The sequence below is a fragment of the Streptomyces sp. NBC_01390 genome (assembly GCF_045040105.1).
Classification (GTDB): domain Bacteria; phylum Actinomycetota; class Actinomycetes; order Streptomycetales; family Streptomycetaceae; genus Streptomyces.
Window position 1 is genome coordinate 7,430,570 of sequence record NZ_CP109551.1, and the last position, 23,458, is coordinate 7,454,027.

The 23,458-nt window shown below is 70.7% G+C and carries 23 protein-coding genes; 13 read left to right on the plus strand and 10 right to left on the minus strand.

The window, feature by feature from the left end:
- Positions 1–58: 58 nt before the first annotated feature.
- Together OG241_RS33550 and OG241_RS33555 are read left to right on the plus strand one after the other, a co-directional pair.
- Positions 59–1,369: a sensor histidine kinase gene (locus tag OG241_RS33550; RefSeq protein WP_405820668.1), complete on the plus strand. Its 1,311-nt coding sequence runs from the start codon at positions 59–61 to the stop codon at positions 1,367–1,369.
- Positions 1,324–2,001 (plus strand): response regulator, encoded by a 678-nt coding sequence (locus tag OG241_RS33555; RefSeq protein WP_405820670.1) that lies wholly within the window; start codon positions 1,324–1,326, stop codon positions 1,999–2,001. The genes OG241_RS33550 and OG241_RS33555 overlap by 46 nt, the downstream gene beginning before the upstream one ends.
- 25 nt (positions 2,002–2,026) lie before the next feature.
- On the opposite strand, the gene OG241_RS33560 is transcribed toward OG241_RS33555, so the two are convergent.
- Complete coding sequence (locus OG241_RS33560; RefSeq protein WP_405820672.1) at positions 2,027–2,506, minus strand: GNAT family N-acetyltransferase; 480 nt, start codon at positions 2,504–2,506, stop codon at positions 2,027–2,029.
- 68 nt (positions 2,507–2,574) lie between these two features.
- On the opposite strand from OG241_RS33560, the gene OG241_RS33565 reads away from it, so the two are divergent.
- Positions 2,575–3,378: an exodeoxyribonuclease III gene (locus OG241_RS33565; protein ID WP_405820674.1), complete on the plus strand. Its 804-nt coding sequence runs from the start codon at positions 2,575–2,577 to the stop codon at positions 3,376–3,378.
- 30 nt (positions 3,379–3,408) lie between these two features.
- Here the strand turns inward: OG241_RS33565 and OG241_RS33570 are convergent, their stop codons facing one another.
- Entirely contained in the window at positions 3,409–4,029 is a 621-nt protein-coding gene (locus OG241_RS33570; protein ID WP_405826547.1) for a MerR family transcriptional regulator, read from the minus strand.
- A 203-nt stretch (positions 4,030–4,232) separates the two neighbouring features.
- Between OG241_RS33570 and OG241_RS33575 the strand changes: the two genes are divergently transcribed.
- The 4 genes from OG241_RS33575 (at position 4,233) to OG241_RS33590 (ending at position 8,008) form a co-directional block, all read left to right on the plus strand.
- Positions 4,233–5,786: a flavin-containing monooxygenase gene (locus OG241_RS33575; protein ID WP_405820676.1), complete on the plus strand. Its 1,554-nt coding sequence runs from the start codon at positions 4,233–4,235 to the stop codon at positions 5,784–5,786.
- Complete coding sequence (locus OG241_RS33580; RefSeq protein WP_405820678.1) at positions 5,783–6,784, plus strand: alpha/beta fold hydrolase; 1,002 nt, start codon at positions 5,783–5,785, stop codon at positions 6,782–6,784. Before OG241_RS33575 ends, OG241_RS33580 begins: the two co-directional genes overlap by 4 nt.
- Positions 6,781–7,689 carry an SDR family oxidoreductase gene (locus tag OG241_RS33585; RefSeq protein WP_405820680.1) on the plus strand — a complete coding sequence of 303 codons (909 nt, stop codon included), beginning with the start codon at positions 6,781–6,783 and terminating at the stop codon, positions 7,687–7,689. The genes OG241_RS33580 and OG241_RS33585 overlap by 4 nt, the downstream gene beginning before the upstream one ends.
- A gap of 88 nt (positions 7,690–7,777) precedes the next feature.
- Positions 7,778–8,008, plus strand: coding sequence for a hypothetical protein (locus OG241_RS33590; RefSeq protein ID WP_405820682.1), 231 nt, complete (start codon positions 7,778–7,780; stop codon positions 8,006–8,008).
- 250 nt (positions 8,009–8,258) lie between these two features.
- Here the strand turns inward: OG241_RS33590 and OG241_RS33595 are convergent, their stop codons facing one another.
- The gene (locus OG241_RS33595) at positions 8,259–11,510 is read right to left on the minus strand and encodes a S41 family peptidase (protein ID WP_405820684.1); all 3,252 of its coding nucleotides are present in this window, start codon (positions 11,508–11,510) and stop codon (positions 8,259–8,261) included.
- Positions 11,511–11,782: 272 nt separating this feature from the next.
- Between OG241_RS33595 and OG241_RS33600 the strand changes: the two genes are divergently transcribed.
- Complete coding sequence (locus tag OG241_RS33600; protein ID WP_405820686.1) at positions 11,783–12,391, plus strand: TetR/AcrR family transcriptional regulator; 609 nt, start codon at positions 11,783–11,785, stop codon at positions 12,389–12,391.
- Between the two features lie 169 nt (positions 12,392–12,560).
- Positions 12,561–14,819, plus strand: coding sequence for an MMPL family transporter (locus OG241_RS33605; RefSeq protein WP_405820688.1), 2,259 nt, complete (start codon positions 12,561–12,563; stop codon positions 14,817–14,819).
- A 129-nt stretch (positions 14,820–14,948) separates the two neighbouring features.
- On the opposite strand, the gene OG241_RS33610 is transcribed toward OG241_RS33605, so the two are convergent.
- Positions 14,949–15,572: an NADPH-dependent F420 reductase gene (locus tag OG241_RS33610; protein ID WP_405820690.1), complete on the minus strand. Its 624-nt coding sequence runs from the start codon at positions 15,570–15,572 to the stop codon at positions 14,949–14,951.
- Between the two features lie 75 nt (positions 15,573–15,647).
- Entirely contained in the window at positions 15,648–16,382 is a 735-nt protein-coding gene (locus OG241_RS33615; RefSeq protein WP_405820692.1) for an SDR family NAD(P)-dependent oxidoreductase, read from the minus strand.
- Positions 16,383–16,523: 141 nt separating this feature from the next.
- Between OG241_RS33615 and OG241_RS33620 the strand changes: the two genes are divergently transcribed.
- The 3 genes from OG241_RS33620 to OG241_RS33630 all read left to right on the plus strand — a co-directional run bounded on the left by OG241_RS33620 (position 16,524) and on the right by OG241_RS33630 (position 18,577).
- Positions 16,524–17,165: a TetR/AcrR family transcriptional regulator gene (locus tag OG241_RS33620; protein WP_405820694.1), complete on the plus strand. Its 642-nt coding sequence runs from the start codon at positions 16,524–16,526 to the stop codon at positions 17,163–17,165.
- Positions 17,166–17,249: 84 nt separating this feature from the next.
- Positions 17,250–17,735: a YbaK/EbsC family protein gene (locus tag OG241_RS33625; protein ID WP_405820696.1), complete on the plus strand. Its 486-nt coding sequence runs from the start codon at positions 17,250–17,252 to the stop codon at positions 17,733–17,735.
- Entirely contained in the window at positions 17,732–18,577 is an 846-nt protein-coding gene (locus OG241_RS33630; protein ID WP_405820698.1) for an EamA family transporter, read from the plus strand. Before OG241_RS33625 ends, OG241_RS33630 begins: the two co-directional genes overlap by 4 nt.
- Before the next feature lie 26 nt (positions 18,578–18,603).
- Here the strand turns inward: OG241_RS33630 and OG241_RS33635 are convergent, their stop codons facing one another.
- The 3 genes from OG241_RS33635 to OG241_RS33645 are packed head-to-tail and all read right to left on the minus strand — an operon-like array spanning position 18,604 to position 21,060.
- A complete protein-coding gene (locus tag OG241_RS33635) occupies positions 18,604–19,008 on the minus strand; it encodes a RidA family protein (protein ID WP_405820700.1) in 405 nt (134 codons plus the stop codon).
- Positions 19,009–19,054: 46 nt separating this feature from the next.
- Entirely contained in the window at positions 19,055–19,594 is a 540-nt protein-coding gene (locus OG241_RS33640; RefSeq protein ID WP_405820702.1) for a GNAT family N-acetyltransferase, read from the minus strand.
- Positions 19,591–21,060: a metallophosphoesterase gene (locus OG241_RS33645; RefSeq protein ID WP_405820704.1), complete on the minus strand. Its 1,470-nt coding sequence runs from the start codon at positions 21,058–21,060 to the stop codon at positions 19,591–19,593. Before OG241_RS33645 ends, OG241_RS33640 begins: the two co-directional genes overlap by 4 nt.
- A gap of 299 nt (positions 21,061–21,359) precedes the next feature.
- On the opposite strand from OG241_RS33645, the gene OG241_RS33650 reads away from it, so the two are divergent.
- Positions 21,360–21,638: a DUF1876 domain-containing protein gene (locus OG241_RS33650; RefSeq protein WP_405820706.1), complete on the plus strand. Its 279-nt coding sequence runs from the start codon at positions 21,360–21,362 to the stop codon at positions 21,636–21,638.
- A gap of 15 nt (positions 21,639–21,653) precedes the next feature.
- Here the strand turns inward: OG241_RS33650 and OG241_RS33655 are convergent, their stop codons facing one another.
- Together OG241_RS33655 and OG241_RS33660 are read right to left on the minus strand one after the other, a co-directional pair.
- Complete coding sequence (locus tag OG241_RS33655; protein WP_405826549.1) at positions 21,654–22,829, minus strand: serine hydrolase domain-containing protein; 1,176 nt, start codon at positions 22,827–22,829, stop codon at positions 21,654–21,656.
- A 65-nt stretch (positions 22,830–22,894) separates the two neighbouring features.
- Positions 22,895–23,299: an organic hydroperoxide resistance protein gene (locus OG241_RS33660; protein WP_405826550.1), complete on the minus strand. Its 405-nt coding sequence runs from the start codon at positions 23,297–23,299 to the stop codon at positions 22,895–22,897.
- Between the last annotated feature and the right edge of the window lie 159 nt (positions 23,300–23,458).

Here is a 23,458-nt window from a genome sequence, read left to right on the forward strand (position 1 = left end):
CCGGTTCGCCCACAGGCCCGATGGTCCTGCCCTGCGGCTGCCTCCTACGGTGATCTCCATGGACCCGAGGAACGTGTGGCAGGCCATGACCCGGCCGGGATTTCTGCTGTCCTGGTGGCCCTGGAGGTCGGTCGCCTATCTCGTCAGTGGCGTCGTGGCCGGGGTGTTCGTCCTGCTGTCGCTCCTGTTGCTGGCAGTGGCCGGCGGGGCGCTCGCCATCGTGCTCGTCGGCCTGCCGCTGCTCGGTGCCCTTGCCCTGGCCGGGCTTCCCGTGGCCAGGGTCGAGCGGCTCAGGCTGCGGATGGTCGAAGCGCAACCGGCGTCCGATCCGCATCGGGAGCCGGGCGCGCCCGGCCTCCGGCCCTGGCTGATCGTCCGGCTGCGGGAGAGGGCGACCTGGCGGGAGCTCGGGTACGCGCTGCTGTTCGCGGGCCTGTTGTGGCCCGTTGACGCCCTCGTCGTCACCGTCGCGCTGCTCATCCCGGTGTCTCTGGTGGCAACTCCGGTGCTCATGGCGACCGTTGGTGCCGGGCAGGAGGCCAAGGTGCTCAAGCAGTGGACGGTCACCGACTGGCCGGCCGCATTCGGCTGCTCGGTCGGCGGGCTGGTGCTGCTCGCCCTCGGCGCCTATGGGCTCGGGGTCGCCGCCGGAGCGCGGGCCGGGCTGACGCGGCTGCTGATCAGCGCCAGGGACGTCGAGTTGGGCGAGCGGGTCGTCGAACTCGCCCGCTCCCGGGTGCGGTTGGTGGACGCCTTCGAGGCGGAACGCCGACGCATCGAACGTGATCTGCACGACGGTGCTCAACAGCGGCTGGTCGCCCTGTCGGTGACGCTCGGCCTGGCCCGGCTGGACGCACCGCCGGGGCCGCTCGCCGAACAACTGGCCAAGGCGCAGGAACAGGCCGGGAGGGCCCTGGAGGAACTGCGCGAGCTGATCCACGGGATCCATCCCCAGGTCCTCACGGACTACGGACTCCAGGCCGCGGTGACCGACGCGGCCGACCGGGCGGCGGCCCTCGTGGACGTCACCGGTCTCGACGTACCCGGGCGCCTGCCCCGGGCGGTCGAGTCGGCGGCGTACTTCGTGGTCTGCGAGGCGCTCGCCAACGTCGACCGGCACAGCGGGGCGAGCCGGGCCGAGGTCGGCGGCGGACACCGCGACGGACGGCTGTTCCTGGAGGTACGGGACGACGGGCGCGGCGGGGCGGACGCTGGGCGCGGCAGCGGGCTCACCGGGCTCGCGGACCGGGTGTCAGTGCTCGATGGCAGACTTTCCCTGTCCAGCCCGCCGGGTGGACCGACGCTGCTGCGGGTGGAGATTCCTTGCGAGTTGAGCCAGTCGACGGATCGAGCCCATCGCTCCGCGTAGTCCTCGCCGAGGACAGCGTGCTGCTGAGGGAGGGGCTGATCGGGCTGCTCACCCGGGTCGGCCACGAGGTCGTGGCGGCCGTCGGGGACGCCCAGGCGCTGCTCGCGGCGGTCGCCGAGCAGAAGCCGGACATCGTGGTGACGGACGTACGCATGCCGCCAGGTTTCCAGGACGAGGGGCTGCACGCCGCGGTGAAGCTGCGCGAGGAGAGTCCCGCACTGCCCGTCCTGGTCCTCAGCCAGTACGTCCAACGGGCCTACGCCGCCGAACTGCTCGACTCCGGGGACGGCACGGGCGTCGGGTATCTGCTCAAGGACCGGGTCGGGCAGATCGAGGAGTTCGTCGACGCGCTGCGGAGGGTCGCGGCCGGTGGGACGGTCGTCGACCCGGAAGTCGTACGGCAGTTGCTGCGCCGGCGCCGCGACCCGCTGGAGCGGCTGACCCCGCGTGAGCGCGAGGTGCTGGCGCTGATGGCGGAGGGGCGGTCCAACGGCTCGATAGCCCGTGAGCTGGTGGTCTCCGAGGCGGCCGTCGGCAAGCACATCGGCGGCATCCTCACCAAGCTGGATCTGCCGCCGGCGGACGAGACGCATCGCCGGGTGCTGGCGGTGCTGGCCTTTCTGCGGGCGTGAGCAACCGGCCCCCGTACGAGAGTCCCTACAGGCTCTTGGCGTAGCAGAGGCTTGCCTCGTGGTGGCGGTAGTAGCCGAACTTCGCGGAGGGTTCGTAGCCGCTGGAGGTGTAGAGGGCGATGGCCTCCGGCTGTCTGTCGCCGGTCTCCAGGACCATGCGGGTGCGGCCGGCGGCGCGGGCGTCCTCCTCCAGGGCGGCGAGTATGCGGCGGGCCAGGCCGAGTCCACGGGCCTCCGCGACGACGTACATCCGCTTCAGTTCGGCGTCGCCGGGAAGATACCCCTCGTCGTTCTCCTCATCGTGGCCGCGCCAGCCGCCGGTGGCGACGGGGCGGTCCCGCTCGTCGTACGCGATCAGGTACAGGCCGGAGGGCGGGTCGAACATCGCCGGGTCGAGGTGGGTGGCGTCGCCCTCGTCGTCGTAGCGGGCGGCGTACTCGGCCTGGACCTGGTCGTTGAGCTTGACGGCGTCGGGGTGGTCGAAGGAGACCCGGCGGATATTCATGCTGAACACGGTACATCTATGCACGCCGCTGTCGCCAGGGGCTTTCCGGCTACGGGTATCGTGCCCGCGTGCTGACTGTGACCAGTGTGAATGTGAACGGACTCCGGGCCGCCGCGAAAAAGGGCTTCGTGGAGTGGCTCGCCGCAACCTCCGCCGACGTGCTGTGCCTCCAGGAGGTGCGCGCCGAACCGCAGCAACTGCCGGAGGAGGTCCGCGCGCCCGAGGGCTGGTACGTCACGCACGCGCCCGCCGCCGCCAAGGGCCGCGCCGGTGTCTCCCTCTACAGCCGTCGCGAGCCCGACCGTGTCCAGGTCGGCTTCGGTTCGGAGGAGTTCGACGGCAGCGGGCGGTACGTCGAGGCCGATCTGCCCGGCGTGACCGTCGCCAGTCTGTATCTGCCGTCCGGTGAGGTCGGCACGGACCGGCAGGACGAGAAGATCCGCTTCATGGACGAGTTCCTCGCCTATCTGAAGGGCCTGCGTGAGCGGGCCGCCGCCGACGGGCGCGAGGTCGTCGTCTGCGGCGACTGGAACATCGCCCACCAGCAGGCCGACCTCAAGAACTGGCGCGCCAACCAGAAGAGTTCCGGGTTCCTGCCGGAGGAGCGGGAGTGGCTCGGGCGCGTGCTCGACGAGGCGGACGGCGGGTACGTGGATGTGGTGCGGGCGCTGCATCCGGAGGTGGAGGGGCCGTACTCGTGGTGGTCGTATCGGGGGCGGGCCTTCGACAATGATTCAGGTTGGAGGATCGACTACGAGATCTCGACGCCGGGGCTCGCCGCCAAGGCGGTCAAGGGGTACGTCGAGCGTGCGGCGACGCATGCCGAGCGCTGGTCGGACCATGCGCCCGTCACGGTCGTCTACGACCTCTGAGTCGCCTTCTGGGTCGCCTTGTCAGGGGCTTCAGGTGTCCTGGCGCATCCGTCGGTCCAGCGCCAGGGACAGTTCCGCCTCCACCACCCGTTGTGCCAGGGGGCGCAGGCGGTCCGGGTTCGCGTCCGTGGCGTGGGTGAGGATCACGTTCGTGAAGATCTCGGCCAGGGCGTCCGTGTGTTCGCGTACCTGTTTGCCCGCTGCCAGGACGGCTGACAGCGGGATGCCCTCCTGGACCAGCGCCGACGACGCGTCCAGGAGGCTGCGGCTGATGTGGACGATCTGTTCGCCGTCGATGCCCAGGTAGCCGAGGTCCATCGAGGCCGCGAAATTCTCGGGGGTGGCGTCCGGGCCGAACCGGGCGGCGAGATCCTCGGGGGTGAGGCGGACCGGGGTCTCGTCGGTGGGGTCGCCGAGGCCGAGCAGGTCGGCGACGTCCCGGCCGTGGTCGAAGGCCTCGGCCAGTTCCGCGATGCCGTTGAGGGTGTGCCCGCGTTCCAGCAGCGCCGAGATCGTGCGCAGACGGGCCAGATGGTGGTCGTCGTACCAGGCGATGCGGCCCTCGCGGCGGGGTGGCGGGATCAGTTTGCGTTCGCGGTAGAAGCGCAGGGTGCGGACGGTGATGCCGGCCAGCCCGGCCAGCTCTTCCATCCGGTACTCACGCCGGTCCTCGCGCCGGTCCTCGTCCCGGTCCTCGCGATGTTCGGCGTTCTCTGCGTCTGCCACGTCGGAACCTTAAGACGTACCGCCGGTAACTTTCCCCCTTCCGGACCCTACCCATCGGTACGGACCTCCTCTACTCTCCCCATTGCGCCAGTGTTCACTGGCGCGGTCGCGCAGGGAAGGGCATCGGCATGGCCGAACAGGAAGCCGAACGCGAAGCCGGACACGAACATGTGCGGGTGGCGGTGATCGGGTCCGGGTTCGCGGGGCTCGGGGCCGCCGTGCGGCTGCGTCGCGAAGGGGTCACCGACTTCGTCGTGCTGGAGCGGGCCGGCAGCGTCGGCGGGACCTGGCGCGACAACGACTATCCCGGCTGCGCCTGCGACGTGCCGTCCCATCTGTACTCGTTCTCCTTCGCGCCCAATCCCGACTGGCCGCGCGCCTTCTCCGGGCAGGAGCACATCCGCGCCTATCTGGAGCACGTCACCGACGTCTTCGGGCTGCGGCCCCATCTCCGCCTCAACTCCGACGTGAAGAAGCTGACTTGGGACGCCGGTCGGTTGGTGTGGGTCATCGAGAGCAGTAGCGGGACGCTCCTCGCCGATCTCGTCGTCTCCGCGGCCGGCCCGCTCTCCGACCCCAAGGTTCCGGACGTCCCGGGGCTCGACACCTTCCCCGGCAAGGTCTTCCACTCCGCTCGCTGGGACCACGACTACGACCTGCGCGGCAAGCGGGTCGCGATCGTCGGGACCGGGGCCTCCGCCATCCAGATCGTGCCCGCCATCCAGCCGGACGTCTCCCGCCTCACCCTCTTCCAGCGCACCCCGCCCTGGGTGATGCCCCGCATCGACCGAGCCATCGGCGGCGCCGAGCGCGCAGTGCACCGCGCGCTGCCCTTCACCACCCGGCTGCGGCGCGGACTCTCCTGGGGCGTAAGGGAGTTGCAGGTCCAGGCGTTCACGAAGCATCCGGGCGAGCTCGGGGCCGTGGAGGCGCTGGCCAAGCGCAACATGCACCGGGCCGTCAAGGATCCGGCCCTGCGCGCCAAGCTTACCCCCGACTACCGCATCGGCTGCAAGCGCATCCTGCTGTCGAGCGCGTACTATCCGGCGCTCACCCGGCCCAACGTGGACGTCGTGGCCAGCGGGTTGAGCGAGGTACGGGGTTCCACCGTCGTCGCGGCCGACGGGAGCACGGCCGAGGTCGATGCCATCGTCTTCGGTACGGGGTTCCACGTGAACGACATACCGATCGCGGACCGGGTCGTCGGCGCCGACGGGCATACGCTCGCCGAGGCCTGGGCGCGGGGCGGGATGCGGGAGCTGCGCGGGGCCTCCGTCGTCGGGTTCCCCAACTGGATGACGATCATCGGGCGCAACACCGGCCTGGGGAACTCCTCCATGATCCTGATGATCGAGTCCCAGCTGAACTATATGGCCGACTACATAAGGCAGTTGGACGTCCTCGGGGGCCGGGTGGCCCTCGATGCCCGGCCTGCCGCCGTCGACGCCTGGAACGACCGGGTCCAGGAGCGGATGCTGCGCACGGTGTGGAGCACGGGCGGGTGCAGCAGCTGGTACATCGACGGGACCGGGCAGAACACCACCATCTGGCCCGGTACGACCTCCGAGTTCCGGCGGGCGACCCGGCGGGTGGATCTCGCCGAGTACGAGGTCCTGCGGGCGACCGGTGGTTCGGGCAACGGCATCAAGGGCGCCAACTCCGCTGTGGAGGTGGGCGCGTGAGCCGGCTGACGCGGCCAGGGCGATCGGGGCGGCCGGGGCGGCCGGCCTCCGTGGCGGACGGGCCGTACGCCCCGCCCGTCCCCTCCCGTGAGCTGACCGTCGTCTCCGCCGACGGCGCCCGGCTGCATGTCGAGGTGCACGGCGTGGCCGACGGGCCCGTGGTCGTTCTCGCGCACGGCTGGACCTGTTCCACCGCCTTCTGGGCCGCCCAGATCCGTGAACTCGCCCTGGACCACCGGGTCGTCGCCTACGACCAGCGCGGTCACGGACGCAGCCCGGCGAGCCCCGTCTGCAGCACCGACCTCCTCGCCGACGACCTGGAAGCCGTCCTCGCGGCGACCCTGGCGCCCGGTGAGAAAGCCGTGGTCGTGGGCCACTCCATGGGCGGGATGACGGTGCTGGCCGCCTCCGCGCGCCCGGGGTTTCGGGAGCACGCGTCGGCCGTACTGCTGTGCAGCACCGGCAGTTCGCGGCTCGTCGCCGAGGCGCTGGTCCTCCCGATGCGCGCCGGGCGGCTGCGTACCTGGCTCACCCGGCGGAGCCTCAGCTCACGCGCCCCGATGGGTCCGGTCACGCCGGTCTCCAGGCGCATCCTCAAGTACGCGACGCTGGGCGCCGGTTCGACCCCCGCCATGGTCGAGGCGTGTGCCCGGATCGTGCACGCGTGTCCGCGCAAGGTGCGGTACGCCTGGGCGCGGGTGCTGGACGGGCTTCAACTTGACGGCCAGGTACGGGAGTTGACCGTGCCGACCGCTGTCGTCGTCGGTACGGCCGACCGGCTCACCCCGCCCGTTCACGCGCGGGCGCTGGCCGCCCTACTGCCCAAGTGCCACGGCGTGACCGAGTTGCCCGGGCTCGGGCACATGACGCCGGTCGAGGCGCCGGAGGCGGTGACCGGCCTGATCCGGGAACTGGTGCTGACATACCGGGAGTTGGGGTCGCCGGGCAGGCGGAGCACACAGGCCGACAGCAGCGTACGTATGGAGGAGAGCGCATGAGCAAGGTCAGTCTGGACGGGCAGGTCGCTGTCGTCACGGGGGCCGCTCGGGGGGTCGGTGAGCTGCTCGCGCGCAAGCTCTCCGCCCGCGGGGCCAGGGTCGCGCTGGTCGGGCTGGAGGCCGAGGCGCTCAAGGAGGTGGCCGGCCGGCTGCATACCGACAGCGCGTACTGGTACGCCGACGTCACCGATCACGAGGCGATGTCCCGGGTCGCGGCGGAGGTCAAGGAACGGTTCGGGAAGGTCGACATCGTCGTCGCCAACGCCGGGGTCGCGAGCGGCGGGCCCTTCGTCGACTCCGATCCGGAGTCGTGGCGACGGGTCATCGAGGTCAATCTGATCGGCTCGGCGGTCACGGGCCGGGCGTTCCTGCCGGTGCTGACCGAGAGCCGCGGGTATCTGCTGCAGATCGCGTCCCTGGCCGCCATGACGCCGGCGCCGATGATGTCCGCGTACTGCGCGTCCAAGTCGGGCGTCGAGGCGTACGCGCACTGTCTGCGCGCCGAGGTCGGGTACAAGGGTGTCGGGGTGGGCGTCGCGTATCTGTCCTGGACCGACACCGACATGGTGCGGGGGGCCGACCAGGACGACGTCATGCGGGAGTTGAGGCAGCGGCTGCCGTGGCCGGCCGGCAAGACGTATCCGCTGGGGCCGGCCGTCGACCGGCTTGTGGCGGGCATTGAGCGACGGTCCAGCCATGTGTACGGGCAGTGGTGGCTGCGCGGGATGCAGGGGGTACGGGGGTATCTGCCGGGGCTGATCGGTGCGGTGGGGCAGCGCGAGGTCGGGCGGTTCTCGGGGCGGTTGCAGGGGATGGGTACGGGGCTGGTCGGTGCGGGTGGGGCGGCGGACGAGGAGGCTCGGGGGGTGGCTGTGGGGCGGGGGTCGGACACGGTCGGTGACTGAACGTTACTGATCGAAATGCGTGCTTTGTTCGGGCGTGCAAATGTGGTCGAGCCCCCATCCCCTCACCCACTTACGGGAGTGAACCCACATGGGCATGAAGGACGAGATGCAGGACAAGGCCCGTCAGGCCAAGGAGAAGATGGAGCGGGCCCAGAAGGGTCAGCGTCAGCCGGGCCAGCCGGGCGGCCAGCCGGGGCAGGAGGGTCAGCGCCGGCCGGGGCAGGGGGAGACTCCGGAGCGGGGGCGGGCTCGGGATGAGGAGACGGAGCGGGCGATGCGGGAGGAAGAGGACCGTATGAACCGGGACTACGACGCGTAGTTCGGCTCCGGTTCTGGTTTGCGTGGGGTGCCCTCGGCTTTGGTGAGGGCACCCTGCGTTTTGGTTTTAGGGGTGGTGGGGGTGTGCGGGTGGGTGGGGGCTTGTCGCGCAGTTCCCCGCGCCCCTAGGTGGGTTCCCCGGGCGCCCGTTGAGAACTTGACCCCTGTGCCTGTCAAGAACTTGGCCTCCGCGTCCGGATAAGTACCTGGACCCCGTGTCTGGTGAGGGGCTGGCCGGTGTTCGCGGCCGGTCAGGGGCGTGGGGGGAGGGTTGGTCTGGTTCTGTTGGGGACCTTGTTGTAGGTCGGGGGGGTTGCCGCTGGGTGGGTTTCCAGGAGGGACAGGGCCAGTTTGATGGCGGCGTCCGTTTCTACGTGGCGGCCCTCTGCCCAGTCCAGGGGGGTGCGCAGGACCTCCAGGTCCGGGGTGACGCCGTGGTTCTCGATCGTCCAGCCGTAGGCGTCGAACCAGGCCGCGTTCATCGGGACCGTGATCACCGTGCCGTCGCCCAGGCGGTGGCGGCCGGTCATGCCGACCACTCCGCCCCAGGTCCGCTGGCCCACCACCGGGCCGAGATCCAGCAGCTTGAAGGCCGCCGTGATCATGTCGCCGTCGGAGGACGTCGCCTCGTCGGCCAGGGCGACCACCGGGCCCCGGGGAGCGTTCGAGGCGTACGAGACCGGCTGGGCGTTGCGTGTCAGGTCCCAGCCCAGGATCGTGCGCGTCAGCTTCTCCACCACCAGTTCGCTGATGTGCCCGCCCGCGTTGCCGCGCACGTCGACGATGAGGGCCGGCCTCGACACCTCCATGCGCAGGTCTCGGTTGAACTGGGCCCAGCCCGAGCCGCCCATGTCGGGGATGTGCAGATAGCCGCACCGTCCGCCGCTCAACTCCCGTACCACTTCCCGGCGTTTGGCCACCCAGTCCTGGTAGCGCAGCGGGCGTTCGTCGATCAGGGGGACCACCGCGACCCGCCTGGCCGGTCCCTCGCCCTCCGCCGGGGTGAACGTCAGCTCCACCGTCGTACCGCCCGCGCCCGCGAGCAACGGGAACGGGCCCGTCACCGGGTCCACCGGGCGGCCGTCCACCTGGGTGAGCAGCGCGCCCTCCCGGATTCCCGAACCGGCCAGCGGGGAACGGGCCTTGGAGTCGGAGGAGTCGCCGGGGAGAATTCGGTCCAGCATCCAACCGCCCTCCCTGCGCACGAAGTTGGCGCCCAGCAGGCCCTGTCGGCGTTGGTAGTGGGGTGGGCCCTCGTTACGGCGGGCGGCCGTGACGTACGCGTGGGACGTGCCCAGTTCGCCCAGGACCTCCCTGAGCAGGTCCGCGAACTCGTCGGGGGACGCGACCCGTTCGACGAGCGGGCGGTACTGCGCGAGCACCGCGTCCCAGTCGATGCCGCACATCCCGGGTTCCCAGAAGTAGGCGCGGATCAGGCGGCCAGCCTCCTCGTACGACTGGCGCCATTCCGCCGGGGGGTCGACCTCGTGCAGGACCCGGCGCAGGTCGATCCAGACGGTCGTGTCGGAGTCGCCCGGGTCGGTGGACGGCACCGCGCGCAACTCGTCCTCGTCGACCACGACCAGCCGCGAGGCGTCGCCGCTCACCGCGAACCAGTCGAGGTGGTCGACGAGTTCGGACTTCTTGCCCTTGCTGAGGTTGAAGTGTTCGAGGGTGGGCCGGCCGCTCGTGTCGTCCGGGTTCGCAAACGTCTCGCCCAGCGCGCCGGAAATCGGCCAGCGCAGCCACACCAGCCCGCCGCCCGCGACCGGATACAGCGCCGAGTACTTGGAGGCGGCGACCGGGAAGGGTGTGACCCGGCTCTCCAGGCCCTCGACCTCGACGGTCACCGTGCCGTCGGCGCCCTCTTCCTCGGCGGGGTCCAGGCCCCCGGCAGCCGGTCGTCCGTCGGGGGACAGGGCGAAGGGGGACGGGGTGGCGGAGGAGAGGGGGACGAGGTAGGGACGGCAGCCGAGGGGGAAGGAGAGGTCGCCCGTGTGGACGTCGTACACGGGGTCGAAGCCACGCCAGGAGAGAAAGGCGAGGTAGCGGCCGTCGCGAGTGAAGACCGGGTTCTCGTCCTCGAAGCGGCCGTTGGTCACATCGACGATCAGGCGGTCCTTTATACGGGCCATCTTGATCTGGCGCAGGGAGCGGCCGATGCCCGGGTGCGACCAGGTCAGCCAGGCGCCGTCCGGAGAGAAAGCGAGGTCGGTGACCGGGCCGTTGAGGGAGCAGATCAGCTCGGTGACCTCCCCGTCCGACTCCTCGGCCGCGTCGATGAGGAGGAGGCGGCCGTCGTGGGCGGCGATGGCGAGGCGTTCGCCCGCCGGGTCGGACACCAGTTCCAGGACCCGGCCCAGCCCGCCGGACGCCAGCCGCCTCGGTTCCCGCTCGCCGCTGGCCCTCGGCAGGTAGGCGATCTCGACGGCGTCCTCGCCCTCCGCGTCCGTGACGTACGCGACCTGCCCGCCCGAGCCGAGCATCTCGGGCAGCCGGACCCGTACCCCCGGGGTGTCGGTGATGGTCCGGGCCGGCCCGTCCCGGTGCGTCAGCCAGTAGAGACTCCCGCGTACGACGACGGCGCTCGCGCGGCCCGTCTCGTCGACCGAGATGCCGTCGACGTGCTGCGCTGCGGGCACCTGGTACGTACGACGGCCGGCGCTCGGTCCGCCGAGGCGCACGTCGAGGCGGCGGGGGAGGGAGTCGGCCGAGAGGTCGTCGACGATCCACAGGTCGCCCGCGCACTGGTACACGACGCGGCTGCCGTCGCTCGAGGCGTGCCGGGCGTAGAAGGCGTCGTGGTCGGTGTGGCGGCGCAGGCCGGATCCGTCGTACGCGCACGAGTACAGGTTGCCGACGCCCTCGTGGTCGGAGAGGAAGGCGATGCGGTCGCCGACGAACATGGGGGAGTGGAGGTGGCCGTCGAGGTCGGGCAGCAGCCGCTCGCCGTGCAGCCAGAGGCGGCCGGTCGCGCCGCCCCGGTAGCGCTTCCAGGCGGTCGGTTCGTGGGGCGGGGTGCCCGTGAGGAGGAGGGTTCTGCGCTCGCCCTCGATGTCCGCGACCTGGATGTCGGAGACCGGGCCCCAGGGGAGCCGGCCGCCGGGGCCGCCGTCCGCGGGCACGCTGTAGGCCCAGGTGAAGTAAGAGAAGGGCTGGCCGTGGGAGGCGACGGCGAGGATGTCGCCGTCCGGGGACCAGCCGCAGACCTGGGTGTCGGCAGTGCCCCAGTAGGTGAGCCGCCGGGCCGGGCCGCCGTCCACCGCCACCCGGTGGATCTCGGGCACGAGACTGCGCCAGCTCGTGTACGCGATGTGCCGGCCGTCGGGCGAGAAACGCGGGTGCCCGACCTTCGTACGGTCGACGGTGAGCCGCCAGGCCCGGGCGTCGGTTCCGGGCGACCCCGGTTCCTCGTCTCCGTCGAGGCGGGCGAGCCAGAGGTCGTCCTCGGCGACGAAGCACAGCAGGTCTCCGCTGAGGTGGGGCAGGCGCAGATAGCTCACCTCCCCATGCTTTTCCGGGAACGGGGCCCCAGCAACTTCGGACGCGCTTCAATTTCCGTCAATGTGTGAAATGTCCGGTGCCGATGTCCCGGGAGCCGACCCGGGCAACGTCCCGGGTGGTGTCCGGTCCGGATGGTTCCCGATACCGCCCGTGAGTGACGACACGTACGAAACGGTTTCGTTTCTATGGTTCTCAGGGTATGTTCATTGACGTACGGCGGAGCTGTACGCCACGGTGTCGTCCGATACCGGAGCTGGAAAGGGTGAGAGACATGACCGAGGTCGCAACGGCGCGCCGTAGTCGGATCACGCCCGAGCGCGAGGCCGAGCTGTACGGCGCCACGCTCGACCTGCTCCGGGAAGTCGGCTACGAGGCACTCACCATGGACGCCGTCGCCGCCCGTACGAAGTCCAGCAAGGCCACGCTCTACCGCCAGTGGGGCGGCAAGGCCGAACTGGTCGTCAGGGCGATGCGGCACAGCAAGCCGGGCGGCCTCGCCCTCGTCGGCGTCGACACCGGATCCCTGGCCAGTGACATGTACGCGCTGCTGCTCCGTGACGACGACTGCGCCATGGAACAGAACTCCGCGCTGATGCGGGCTCTGGGCATGGCGATCCACGCCAATCCGGATCTCCTGAAGGCGTTCCGGGAACTGCTCATCGAGCCCGAGATGGCAGCGTTCCGCAAGGTGCTGCAGCGGGCGATCGACCGGGGTGAGGTCAGTGCGGACAACCCGGCGATCGACTATGTGCTGCACATGATGATCGGCGGCTTCATCGCCCGCACGGTCATCGACGACCAGCCTCCGACGCAGGGCTATCTGCGCTCGTACATCGATGCCGTGGTGCTCCCCGCCCTCGGTGTCCGTACCAGCTGCTGAGTTCGTCTGTACCCGACCGACCTACTCAGTACGCCGGGCCGTTTGCACAACACATCACCTGCCAACCTGACGCGACCGCTCACGTCGTCGGGCTGATCCCGCCTGCGCCCCAACAGGCCGGTCAACACGTCCTGTTGCTGTTCAACGACCTGACCGGGAGTTCGCCCTCGTGGCCACGTTCCTCTACAAACTCGGCCGGCTCGCCTTCAGGCGACGGCATTTCGTCGCCCTGATATGGGTGGCGCTGCTGACGCTCGCGGGAGTCGGCGCGGCCAGCGCGCCCGCCGCGGGCACCACCTCCTTCTCCATTCCGGGTACGGAGGCGCAGAAGGCCTTCGACCTGCTGGAACAGCGGTTCCCCGGCGCCAGCGCCGACGGAGCGACCGGCCGTATGGTCTTCAAGGCGCCCGCGGGCCAGAAGATGACGGACGCCGCCAACAAGGCGACCGTCGAGAAGACCGTCAAGCAACTGGGTGACGGCTCCGAAGTCATCTCCGTCACCGACCCGTTCACGACGAACGCCGTGAGCAAGGACGGGTCGGTCGCCTACACGTCGGTGAAGTACAAGCTTCCCGGCATGGAACTGGCGGACTCGACCAAGGACGCGTTGGAGAAGGCCGGGGACGAGGCACGGGCCACCGGGCTGACCGTCGACGTCGGTGGTGACGCGCTGCAGGCCGCGTCCGAGCCGGGGGCCGTCGGCGAGGCCGTCGGTATCGCCATCGCCGCGATCGTCCTCGTCATCACCCTGGGCTCGCTGGTCGCGGCGGGACTGCCGCTGCTGACCGCGATCATCGGCGTCGGTATCGCAGGCGCCACCATCACCTCCCTCGCCAACGCGCTCGACCTCGGTGACACCACCTCCACGCTCGCGCTGATGATCGGTCTCGCGGTCGGTATCGACTACGCGCTGTTCATCGTCTCCCGCTACCGCGGCGAGCTGGCCGAGGGCCGCGACCACGAGGAGGCGGCAGGCCGCGCCACCGGCACCGCCGGTTCGGCGGTCGTCTTCGCCGGCCTCACCGTCGTGATCGCCCTGGCGGGCCTCGCCGTCGTCAACGTCCCGATGCTGACCAAGATGGGCCTCGCCGCGTCCGGCACGGTCGTGGTCGCCGTTCTCATCGCACTGACCCTCATCCCAGCGCTCCTCGGCTACGCGGGCCGGAAGGTCCAACCGGCCGGCCAGAAGAAGAGCAGGCGGAACAAGAAGGGCGAGCAGCTCTCCGACGCACAGTCCGACGCGAAGGGCGGCACGTCCGAGAAGCCGGCCGGGCCCAACATGGGCACCCGCTGGGCGCGCTTCGTCATCCGCCGCCCGGTCGCCGTACTGATGTTCGGCGTCCTCGGGCTCGGAGCGGTCGCGCTGCCGGTCACCCAGCTGGAGCTGGGCCTGCCCGACGACGGCTCGCAGTCGACGTCCACGACCCAGCGCAGGGCGTACGACCTGCTGTCGGAGGGCTTCGGCCCCGGCTTCAACGGTCCCCTGCTGGCCGTGTACGACGCGCAGGGCGTCGCCGACCCCCAGGCCGGCGCCGACAAGCTGGTCGACAGGATCAAGGGTCTCAAGGACGTCGTCACGGTCACCCCGGCCCAGTTCAACAAGGCCGGCGACACCGCCACGATCACCGTGATCCCGAACTCCAAGCCGTCCTCGACGCAGACCGAGGACCTCGTCCACGCGATCCGCGCCGAGAGCGCCGAGGTCAAGGCCGACACCGGCGCGACCGTGCTGGTCACGGGCGCCACCGCGATGAACATCGACTTCTCGCAGAAGCTCAACGACGCCCTGATCCCGTACCTGGGCCTGGTGGTGGGCCTCGCCTTCCTGCTCCTCATCCTGGTCTTCCGCTCCATCCTGGTTCCGCTGAAGGCGGCCCTCGGCTTCCTGCTCAGCGTCCTCGCCGCCCTCGGCGCGGTGGTCGCGGTCTTCCAGTGGGGCTGGCTGAGCAGCCTGATCGGCGTCGACGAGACCGGCCCGATCATGTCGATGGTGCCGATCTTCATGGTCGGCGTGGTCTTCGGCCTCGCGATGGACTACGAGGTGTTCCTCGTGACCCGGATGCGGGAGGCGTACGTCCACGGCGAGTCGCCGTCCGACGCCGTGGTGACCGGGTTCAAGCACAGCGCCCGGGTCGTGGTCGCCGCCGCGATCATCATGATGGCCGTCTTCGGCGGCTTCATCAGCTCCAGCGAGTCGATGATCAAGCTGTTCGGCTTCGGCCTGGCGATCGCGGTCTTCTTCGACGCGTTCGTCGTCCGCATGGCGATCGTCCCGGCGGTACTGGCCCTGCTGGGCAAGCGGGCGTGGTGGCTGCCGAAGTGGCTCGACCGCGTCCTGCCCAACGTCGACGTCGAGGGCGAGGGCCTGCGCACCCTGGACGACGACACCCGCCCGAAGGACGAGGACCGGGAGCTCGTACAGGTCTGAGCCGGCCGCCGGCCAGGAGCAGACAAGGAACAGACGAGGAGGGGCACCCCGCCGCAGCGCGGGGTGCCCCTCCTCGTCTGTTCCTTGTCTGTTGACGGCTCGGAGCGGGGCGTTGCGGGGCGGTGCGGCTCAGCCGTGGAACTCGGTGACGCCGAGGGCGAGGTCCCAGTGCCCCACTCCGTGCTGGGCGAGGCCCACCGTGATCAAGCCCGCCCCTTCCAGCCAGTGCGCCATCTTCAGGCCGCCGACGTCCACCGGGCGCAGCCCGAGGCTCCTGACGAACACCTCCGTGCTCGCCTTGGCCCGTGCACTGTCACCGGCGATGAAGATGTCGGGGCTGCCCTTCTCCAGGACGCCGCGGAAGACGGTGTTGAAGGCCTTCACCACGCTGGCGCCGGTCGGCGCCACATCGGCGACCTCCTGCGCGATCGAGGTCTCCTCGCCGTGGGCCAGCCCGTCGAACGCGGCATTGAACGGGTTGCTGATGTCGACGATGATCTTGCCCGCGAGGGCGTCTCCGTACCGGGTGACGGCCGGAACGACACCGTCGAACAACAGGGCCACGATGACGATGTCCCCGGCCGGGGCGGCGCCCCACTCCCCGGTCGTGGCGCCGCCGCCGAGAGCCTTGGCCAGGTCAACGGCCTTGGATCGATCGCGGCCCATGACCTCGACGGTGTTGCCGCCCGATGTCGCTCGCGCCCCGATGGTGCGGGCCATGTTCCCGGTGCCGATGATGCTGATGCTGCTCATGAGGTATGCCCTCTTCCTTGTTCTCGCGATGCGGGGTGCGAGATGCGAGATGTGTGGGGGCCAGGAAAGTTGGGGTCAGACGACGGTGGCGCCGCCGTCGGTGACCAGTTCCAGGCCGTTGACGTAGCTGGAGTCGTCGGAGGCGAGGAAGAGCGCGACCTGTGCGATCTCGTAGGGGCGGCCCATCTTTCCGCGGGGGATGAGGGATTCGAAGGCCTTCATGGTTGCCTCGTCGAACAGTTCTTCCTGCTTGGCCGTGGCGACCTGGCCGGGGGTGAGTACGTTGACGCGGATGCGCCGGTCCTTGAGCTCGTTGAGCCATACGCGGGCCCACGCCTGCTGTACGGCCTTGCTGCCGGCGTACACGCTCCATCCGGGGAAGCCCCTCAGGGAGGCGTTCGAGCCGGTCATGAAGATCGAGGCGCCGTCGTTGAGCAGCGGCAACGCCTTTTGTACGGTGAACAGGGTGCCGCGCGCGTTGAGATAGAAGGCGTCGTGGAACTGGGCCTCGGTGATCTCGCCGAGGTTGCCCGGCTCGCCCGTCCCGGCGCTGGCCCACAGAACGTCGATCGAGCCCTTTTCCTTCTCGACCGTGGCGTACAGGCGGTCCAGGTCGTCCAGCTCGGCCGCGTCGCCCCGCACGCCGGTGACGTTGCGGCCGATCAGCCTGACGGCTTCGTCCAGCGCTTCCTGCCGCCGGCCCATGACGAAGACGTGGGCTCCCTCATCAACGAAGAGCTGGGCGCCGGCCAGTGCCATGCCGGTCGTGCCGCCGGTGATCACCGCGACCTTGCCATCGAGCTTTCCCACGATCACTCCTGAACTGGTGGGGTATTTCGGAACGGCCCGGCGAAGTTATGTACACCGGGCTGTGTGCTTAACGTAGGCGAGGGTCGCCGGGAGCGCAAGCTATGTACACCGGCCGGTACCCAAAGGGGCTAGGCTGGAGGCATGACGGAGTTGGAGAAGGGCCCCCAGGGCCGGCGGCGCGGCAGGGGCGCGTTCGAGCGCATCCTCGGCGCGTCCCGGCAGCTGTTCCGCGACCAGGGCATCAACCGCACGGGCATGGACCAGCTGTGCGCGGTGGCCCAGGTCTCGAAGCGCACGGCCTACCAGCACTTCGCCGGCAAGGACGAACTCGTTGCCGAATACCTGCGCCGGTTCGATCCCGACCTCATGGCCGCGGTGTTCGACCGCCCCGACCTCACGCCCCGCGAGAGACTGCTCGCCGCCTTCGAGCTGCCCGTGTCCGGGTCACAGGACCTCACGCCCATGTGCCCCTACATCGCGGCGGCCGTCGAGCTGCACGACCCCCAACACCCCGCGGCCCAATACGCACGCGACTACAAGAAGGCCATCGCCGCACGCCTGGCCGAGACAGCCCGTGAAGCCGGCGCCGCCGACCCCGAACAGCTCGGCGAACAACTCGCGCTGCTCCTCGACGGTGCCGCGGCCCGCACCCGAGTCCTCAACGCCGAGTCCTTCCCCACCGCGGGCGCCATCGCCGCCGTCCTCATCGACGCGGCCATCCCGGTGGTCGGGTCTCACTCAAGAGCAGCTACAACTACAGCAGCGAACCCGGCGACTGCGTAGAGGTCGCGACCCCGCATCTCACCCCTGCGCCCACCACCTGGAATTCGTTCGTGACGCATCTGTCCGCCCGCTAACGTGCCGGGCATGACCACCTCTACCCGTTTCGCCGAGGGCCTCGATGAGCTGGGCCTCAGTGAACTCACCTCCCGTATCCGCCGGTTCCCGGACGAGACCCGTACCGCCGTCGAGGCCGCCGCCGCGATCGGGTGTGAGCTGAGCCAGATCTGCAAGTCGCTGATCTTCTCCGCCGACGGGGTCCCGGTCCTCGTCCTCATGGACGGCGCCTCCCGGGTCGACGTCGAGCTCGTCCGGCGGAAGCTGTGCGCCGCGAAGGTCACCCGGGCCAAGGTGGACGTCGTACGGGAGACCACCGGGTACGCCATCGGGGGCGTGCCGCCCTTCGGGCACCGGACCAGGACCCGTGTCCTCGCCGACCGTTCGCTGCTGGAGCACGACGTCGTCTGGGCCGCCGCCGGCACGCCGTACACCGTGTTCCCCATGGAGCCGAAGGCTCTGATCGCCCACGCCGGTGCGACCCTCGTGGATGTGCGCGAGTCGGCCACCTCGTGACCCCGGCCGTCACCGCCGCCGTACTGCTCGCCGCTGTCACGCACGCCTGCTGGAACGCGCTCGCGCACCGCATCACCGACAAGCTGGTCGGGTTCACCCTCATCGCCGGCGGCGGGATGCTCATCGGGCTGGTCGCTGTGCCGTTTCTGCCCGTCCCCGCCGCCGGGGCGTGGCCGTATCTCGCCGCGTCGGCCCTCATCCACATCGCGTACTACATGCTGCTCATGCGGTCGTTCCGGCTCGGCGACTTCGGCCAGGCCTATCCGATCGCGCGCGGCACCGCACCCCTCGTCGTCACCGTCCTCGCCGCCGTGTTCGCGCACGAGGTGCCCGACGGCTGGGCGGCGGCCGGAATCGCCGTGTCCTGTACGGGACTTACCGGCGTCGCGCTGTGGGGACTGCGCGGGCGGCGGCCCAACTGGGCGGCGATCGGGGCCGCGTTGGCGACTGGGCTGTCCATCGCCGCGTACACCGTCGTCGACGGGCTGGGCGTACGGGCCTCGGGCTCCTCGCTCGCCTACATCGCCTGGCTGATGGCCCTGGAGGGCATCGCCGTACCCGCCTACGCGCTGTACCGGTGGCGGGGCCGATTCATCGCGACGGTACGGCCGTTCGCCGCCGTCGGACTGCTCGGCGGCGCGCTGTCCGTGGCCGCGTACGGGCTGGTGCTGTGGGCGCAGACCCGGGCCGAACTCGCCCCCGTGGCCGCACTCAGAGAATCGTCGATCATCGTCGGGGCGGCCATCGGAGCCGTGTTCTTCAAGGAGCGGTTCGGAGCGCCCAGGATCGCCGCCGCCGGGCTGCTCGTCCTCGGGATCGGGCTGATGCTGCACGCGGGGTAGGCGGCCCCCGGCGTTTTGGTGGTTGCCTACGGGCGTACCGCCACCGCGTCCACCTCGAACAGCATGCCCGGGAGGGCCAGCGAGGCGACACCGCTGAGGGTCTGCGCCGGGAGGCGGTCGCCGAAGCGGGCGTGCAGCGCCTTGCCCAGGATCTCCAGCTTGTCGAGGTCGTGGTCGACGATGAACGTGCCGAGGCGTACGACGTGTTCGTAGCCGAGGCCGACCCCTTCGAGTGCCGAGCGCAGCCGGTCGAAGGCCAGGTCCACCTGGGCCGCGAAGTCACCGGGGACGGGTGCGCCGGTGGCGTCGGAGGCGTACTGGCCGCCGATGTACACGGCTTCGCCGGGCGCCGAGACGGCGTGGCTGTAGCCGAAGGGCGTCGGGTCGTGCAGGGCGGGCGGGTTGGTGATCGTGCGCTGGTCGGAGCTCATGTCGGGCCAACGCCGGGCGCGCTCTCGCGATTCCGGCGGCGCTTGCTCAGGATGCCGGCGCCGCGTAGCAGTGCAGCTTCACCAACTGGCCCGGCAGCCACTCCTGTTCAACGTCTGCGGCCAGCAGGGTCCAGCCCAGGCGCTCGTACAGGGTCACCGCTGCCGTGGCCGTCGATGCCACGTCCAGGACCGGGTGCAGGCCGCGGGACTTCGCCTCCGCCTCCGCCCGGGCCATCAGGGCCGCGGCGATTCCCCGGCCGCGGGCCGCCGGATCGACGTACAGGCGGTTGATCACGGCGGTGGGGCCGTCGTTCCAGAGCTTCGCTGCCGCGTTGCCGGCGTCGCTGCGGGACAGGACGACGTGGCCGACGATCCCCTCACCGCCCGCCCCTTCCGCCACCCACACCGCGAGGAGTGACCGTGGGGTCAGCCAACCGGCCGCGTCGGTGGGCCAGTTGAGGGGGTACGCGTTCTGCTCGTGGATCGTCGCCAGCACCCGTACGCATGCGTCGAGGTCGGCCTCCGTGCGGCGGCGGATGTGGAACTGGGCTGTGCCGACGGGGCTGTTGTCTGTGGTGACGGTCATCCGGTCATGTAAGCACGGACGCCGGACAGGTCGTGCGGGCGCATGCTGTTGCGGTCGGTCACCGAGCGGCCGAGGGCGTGGTGGGGCCAGAGGCCGCCCGCCGTGAGGCGGCTGCGTTCGACCCAGGCGCGGGCCGGGACGCTGCTGTTCTTGTAGTAGTTGAGGGCGTAGCCGCCGGTGTGGACGCGCAGCAGGCAGAAGCCGCCCGGGTAGTCCTTGACCGCGCTGACCTCCTGCTGGGTGACGTGCGGGGCGCTGGTCAGGACCGTGCGCTTGTTGCGGTGGGTGTGACCCGCGTGGTGGAGGAAGACTCCGGGGGAGGAGGCGTACGCGTCGACGATCGAACGGGCCTGGGCGCGGTCCAGGCGCTGACCGCGTCCCATGGGGAAGACCGAGTCCCTTGTCGTCAGCGGGTGATGGCCGAAGACGATCGTCGGCTGGTCCTTGTCCGTCCGCAACTCGCCCTGGAACCAAGCCAGTTGCTCCGTGCTCAGCCCGCCCGCGTCTCCGCCGTTGCCTTCCTTCTCGTAGGTGTCGAGGCCGATCAGGCGCAGGCCGCCCAGGTCGCGCGCGAAGTAGCCGGGGCCGTCGGCGCCGCCCAGGAAACCGTCGCGGAAGGCGTCGTCGGGGTGCCTGGGGCGGTCGTGGTTGCCCCGTACGACGAAGTAGTCCCGCCCGTGGGTACCGAAGCCGTCCAGGATGCGGCGGGCCTCCGCCAGGTCCCGGGGTGCGCCGGCCGCCGAGATGTCCCCGGCGGCGAGAAGTACGTCCGCGCCGCGCCGGTGGGCCTCCTCGACCATCGCCACGCTCATGATCTCCGGGTACGGGTCGAGGCCCGGCTGCTGCGAGACCCCGCGCAGCATCGGAACGCCGGCCACCCGGCCCGCCGTGGTCTCGCCGAGGTGCAGGTCGTTGCAGAGGGCGATGGAGAGAAGGTGGCGGCCGGGAGGCGGCTCGGGGGTCGTGAAGGAGTAGGGGCCGCCGTGCGAGCCCAGACCGTGCAGCGAGGTGCCGACCGCATTGCCGCGCACCAGGTGCAGCGGGGTCGGGGTGGCCGCCCGACCGCGTGAACGGGCCTGGTAGTAGTACGTCTGGCCCGGTTCCAGGTCCGTCAGTTCGACGTGGTGGTGGGCGGTCGGGTGGCCCTCGGACGCCGTGCGGTCGAGGTGGGCGGGGTGGGTGCCGTACACGACCTCGCCCTCGGTGACCGCCGGGATCAGATGGCCGAAACCGTCGTCCGTGCCCGGCACCGCCGTGTACCAGGTGATGACGGCGCGGTCCTCGGTGAGGGTGACCAGCTCCAGGTTGAGCGCCGTCACGACGTCGGCGCGCGTGACCCGTTCCCGGCGCCTGGCGAGCGCGGACCGCAGGACGGCGGGCGTGAGAAGCGCGCCGGACCGGGCGAGGTCGCGGGGGTCGGGGAAGGCGGCCAGGGCGGCGAGGGGAGCGGAGAGACAGCAGCGCATGATCGGAACGTGCCCGTGGCCCGTTAACGGCAGCCGTGGAGGCGGGGGCGGCCGAAGGTCTGGGGCACGACAACTCCTTGGCGTCGGTGCGGTCGGGGTGGGGGTGGGATGGGAGTTCGGTGCGGGGGCTCTTGCAGCGTACGGCTGAGGGGAGAGCACCCATCCCTCGCCCGGGGCGATCGCGACGAACGTCACACAACGGACGCGCCGGATATACGCCGGACTCGGTACTCGCGGCACATGTGCGTGCGGGGGCCGACAGGCGCACCCTGGAAGCAGCGGTACCGGAGGTGATCGTCATGACGCACACCGCAGTGGGATGGCATGTCGAGCTGGAGTTCGAGGAGGACGAGCAGCGCACACGCGCCGCCGCCCTCGTACGGCTGGCGGACGGCAGCGAGGTACGGGCCAACGGGTACGCCAGCCGTCACCGGTCCGACGAGAACCAGCCGCGCATCGGCGAGGAGATCGCCGGGGCGCGCGCCCTCAACGAACTGGCGATGAGGCTGCTGACGAAGGCCCACGACGAGATCGACGAGGCCTCGGGGCGTACGTCCCGTTCACTGGGCCTCCGATAGGACGCCGACGCCGGTTCACTGGCCCTCGGCGAGGAGGGATGCCCGCACCGCCCGTACCAGCGCCTGGGCCCGTCCGTCCGCCGTCACGGTCTTGCGGAAGCCGTTCGTCACATAGCCGAACGCGATGCCCGACTCGGGGTCGGCGAAACCGAGGGCGCCGCCCCTGCCCGGGTGGCCGAAGGAGTCGGGGGAGAGAAGGGGCGCGGCCGTGCCGTGGAGCATGTAGCCGAGGCCGAAGCGGGTGCCGATGACCAGGACGCGGTCCGGGCCCGCCGACTGCTCGCGCCGGGCCAGTTCGACCGTCGCCGGGGTGAACAGGCGGGTCCCGCCGTCGACCGGGCCGATGAGGGAGGCGTAGAAGCGGGCGAGTCCGTCGGCCGTGGCGATGCCGTTGGAGGCGGGGAGGGCGGCGGCCCGGTACGCGGGATCGTTCTCGTCGGGCATCGGGGTGATCGCGGCGAAGGCACGGCTGGTGAGGGAGTCCGGGTCGGCGTAGGCGTCGGCGACGGACCGTTTGGGGCGCGTCCTAAGGCCCGGGCCACCCGTCTGAGGGGTCTCGACCCGGCCCACGTGGCCCACACGTCCGGCCTCCGCGTCCGGCAGCCCGAGCCACAGGTCGAGGCCGGCCGGTTCCGCGATCTCCGCCGCTACCCACTCTCCGACCGGGCGCCCGCCCACCCGGCGGACGAGCTCGCCCGTCAGCCAGCTGTACGTCTGCGCGTGGTACCCGTGGTCCGTCCCCGGCTCCCAGGCCGGCGTCTGCGCCGCGACCGCGGCGGCGCCGAGGTCGGGATCGGCCGCCTGCGCGGGGGTGAGCGGCCGGTCGAGGACGGGGACGCCCGCGCGATGCGCGAGCAGATGCCGTACGAGGGTCCGGTCCTTGCCCGCCGCCTTGAACTCCGGCCAGTACTCGCCCACGGGGGCGTCCAGGTCCAGCCTGCCGCGCTCGGCCAGCATCAGGAGCGCGGCGGCGACGACGCCCTTCGTCGCCGAGCGGACGATCTGCGCGGTGCCGTGCTCCCAGGGCGCGTCGCCGTCGACATCACGGGTTCCGGCCCACAGGTCGACGACCCGGCGCCCGTCCCGGTACACGGTGACGGCGGCGCCGTGCTCGCCGCCGGTCGCGAAGTTCGCCGCGAAGGCCGCTCGTACGGGCTCGAAGCCCTCCGCCACAGTGCCGTTCACGGCCACGCCCAGGTTCTGGTCCACGTTCAGGTCCACGCGGGTGCAACGCGCGCTCACCCGGTTGCGATTCCTCAGCCCAGAATGATCGTCACGTCGATGTTGTCGCGGGTGGCGTTCGAGTACGGGCAGACCATGTGGGCCGCGTCGACCAGCTTGGCCGCGATGTCCTGGTCCAGGATCGGCAGCGAGACGCTCAGGGCGACCGCGAGGCCGTAACCCTGCTGCTTGTTGGGGCCGATGCCCACCTTCGCGGCGACCGTCGAACCCGTCAGGTCGTAGCCCTCGCGGCGGCCGACCAGGACCAGCGCGTTGTGGAAGCAGGAGCTGTAGCCGGCCGCGAACAGCTGCTCCGGGTTGGTGCCGTTGCCGTCACCGCCCATCTGCGGAGGCATCGCCACCCTCAGGGCGATCTGGCCGTCCTGGCTGGTGACATCCCCGTTCCGGCCGCCGTGGGCGGTGGCCTCGGCGACGTACATGATCTTCGTCGGACGGGAGTCCGGACGCGTCTCGGCGGTACGGGCCTCGACGTCGATACCGGCGTCAGTCACGGCAGAACCTCCCCCAAAGCGGACAACAGGGCCATGTGTAGAAACTGCGAATAGCACAACTACATCGTGCACAAGATACCGGCTGGT

What these genes read in the sequence shown, in the direction of transcription:
- OG241_RS33600 (WP_405820686.1), top strand. Translation starts at nt 11,783, where the DNA reads ATGACCGAGGTCGCAACGGCGCGCCGTAGTCGGATCACGCCCGAGCGC.
- OG241_RS33635 (WP_405820700.1), bottom strand. Translation starts at nt 19,008, where the DNA reads ATGAGCTCCGACCAGCGCACGATCACCAACCCGCCCGCCCTGCACGAC.
- OG241_RS33575 (WP_405820676.1), top strand. Translation starts at nt 4,233, where the DNA reads ATGGCCGAACAGGAAGCCGAACGCGAAGCCGGACACGAACATGTGCGG.
- OG241_RS33640 (WP_405820702.1), bottom strand. Translation starts at nt 19,594, where the DNA reads ATGACCGTCACCACAGACAACAGCCCCGTCGGCACAGCCCAGTTCCAC.
- OG241_RS33560 (WP_405820672.1), bottom strand. Translation starts at nt 2,506, where the DNA reads ATGAATATCCGCCGGGTCTCCTTCGACCACCCCGACGCCGTCAAGCTC.
- OG241_RS33570 (WP_405826547.1), bottom strand. Translation starts at nt 4,029, where the DNA reads ATGGAAGAGCTGGCCGGGCTGGCCGGCATCACCGTCCGCACCCTGCGC.
- OG241_RS33590 (WP_405820682.1), top strand. Translation starts at nt 7,778, where the DNA reads ATGGGCATGAAGGACGAGATGCAGGACAAGGCCCGTCAGGCCAAGGAG.
- OG241_RS33625 (WP_405820696.1), top strand. Translation starts at nt 17,250, where the DNA reads ATGACCACCTCTACCCGTTTCGCCGAGGGCCTCGATGAGCTGGGCCTC.
- OG241_RS33585 (WP_405820680.1), top strand. Translation starts at nt 6,781, where the DNA reads ATGAGCAAGGTCAGTCTGGACGGGCAGGTCGCTGTCGTCACGGGGGCC.
- OG241_RS33650 (WP_405820706.1), top strand. Translation starts at nt 21,360, where the DNA reads ATGACGCACACCGCAGTGGGATGGCATGTCGAGCTGGAGTTCGAGGAG.
- OG241_RS33610 (WP_405820690.1), bottom strand. Translation starts at nt 15,572, where the DNA reads ATGAGCAGCATCAGCATCATCGGCACCGGGAACATGGCCCGCACCATC.
- OG241_RS33550 (WP_405820668.1), top strand. Translation starts at nt 59, where the DNA reads ATGGACCCGAGGAACGTGTGGCAGGCCATGACCCGGCCGGGATTTCTG.
- OG241_RS33645 (WP_405820704.1), bottom strand. Translation starts at nt 21,060, where the DNA reads ATGCGCTGCTGTCTCTCCGCTCCCCTCGCCGCCCTGGCCGCCTTCCCC.
- OG241_RS33620 (WP_405820694.1), top strand. Translation starts at nt 16,524, where the DNA reads ATGACGGAGTTGGAGAAGGGCCCCCAGGGCCGGCGGCGCGGCAGGGGC.
- OG241_RS33660 (WP_405826550.1), bottom strand. Translation starts at nt 23,299, where the DNA reads ATGTACGTCGCCGAGGCCACCGCCCACGGCGGCCGGAACGGGGATGTC.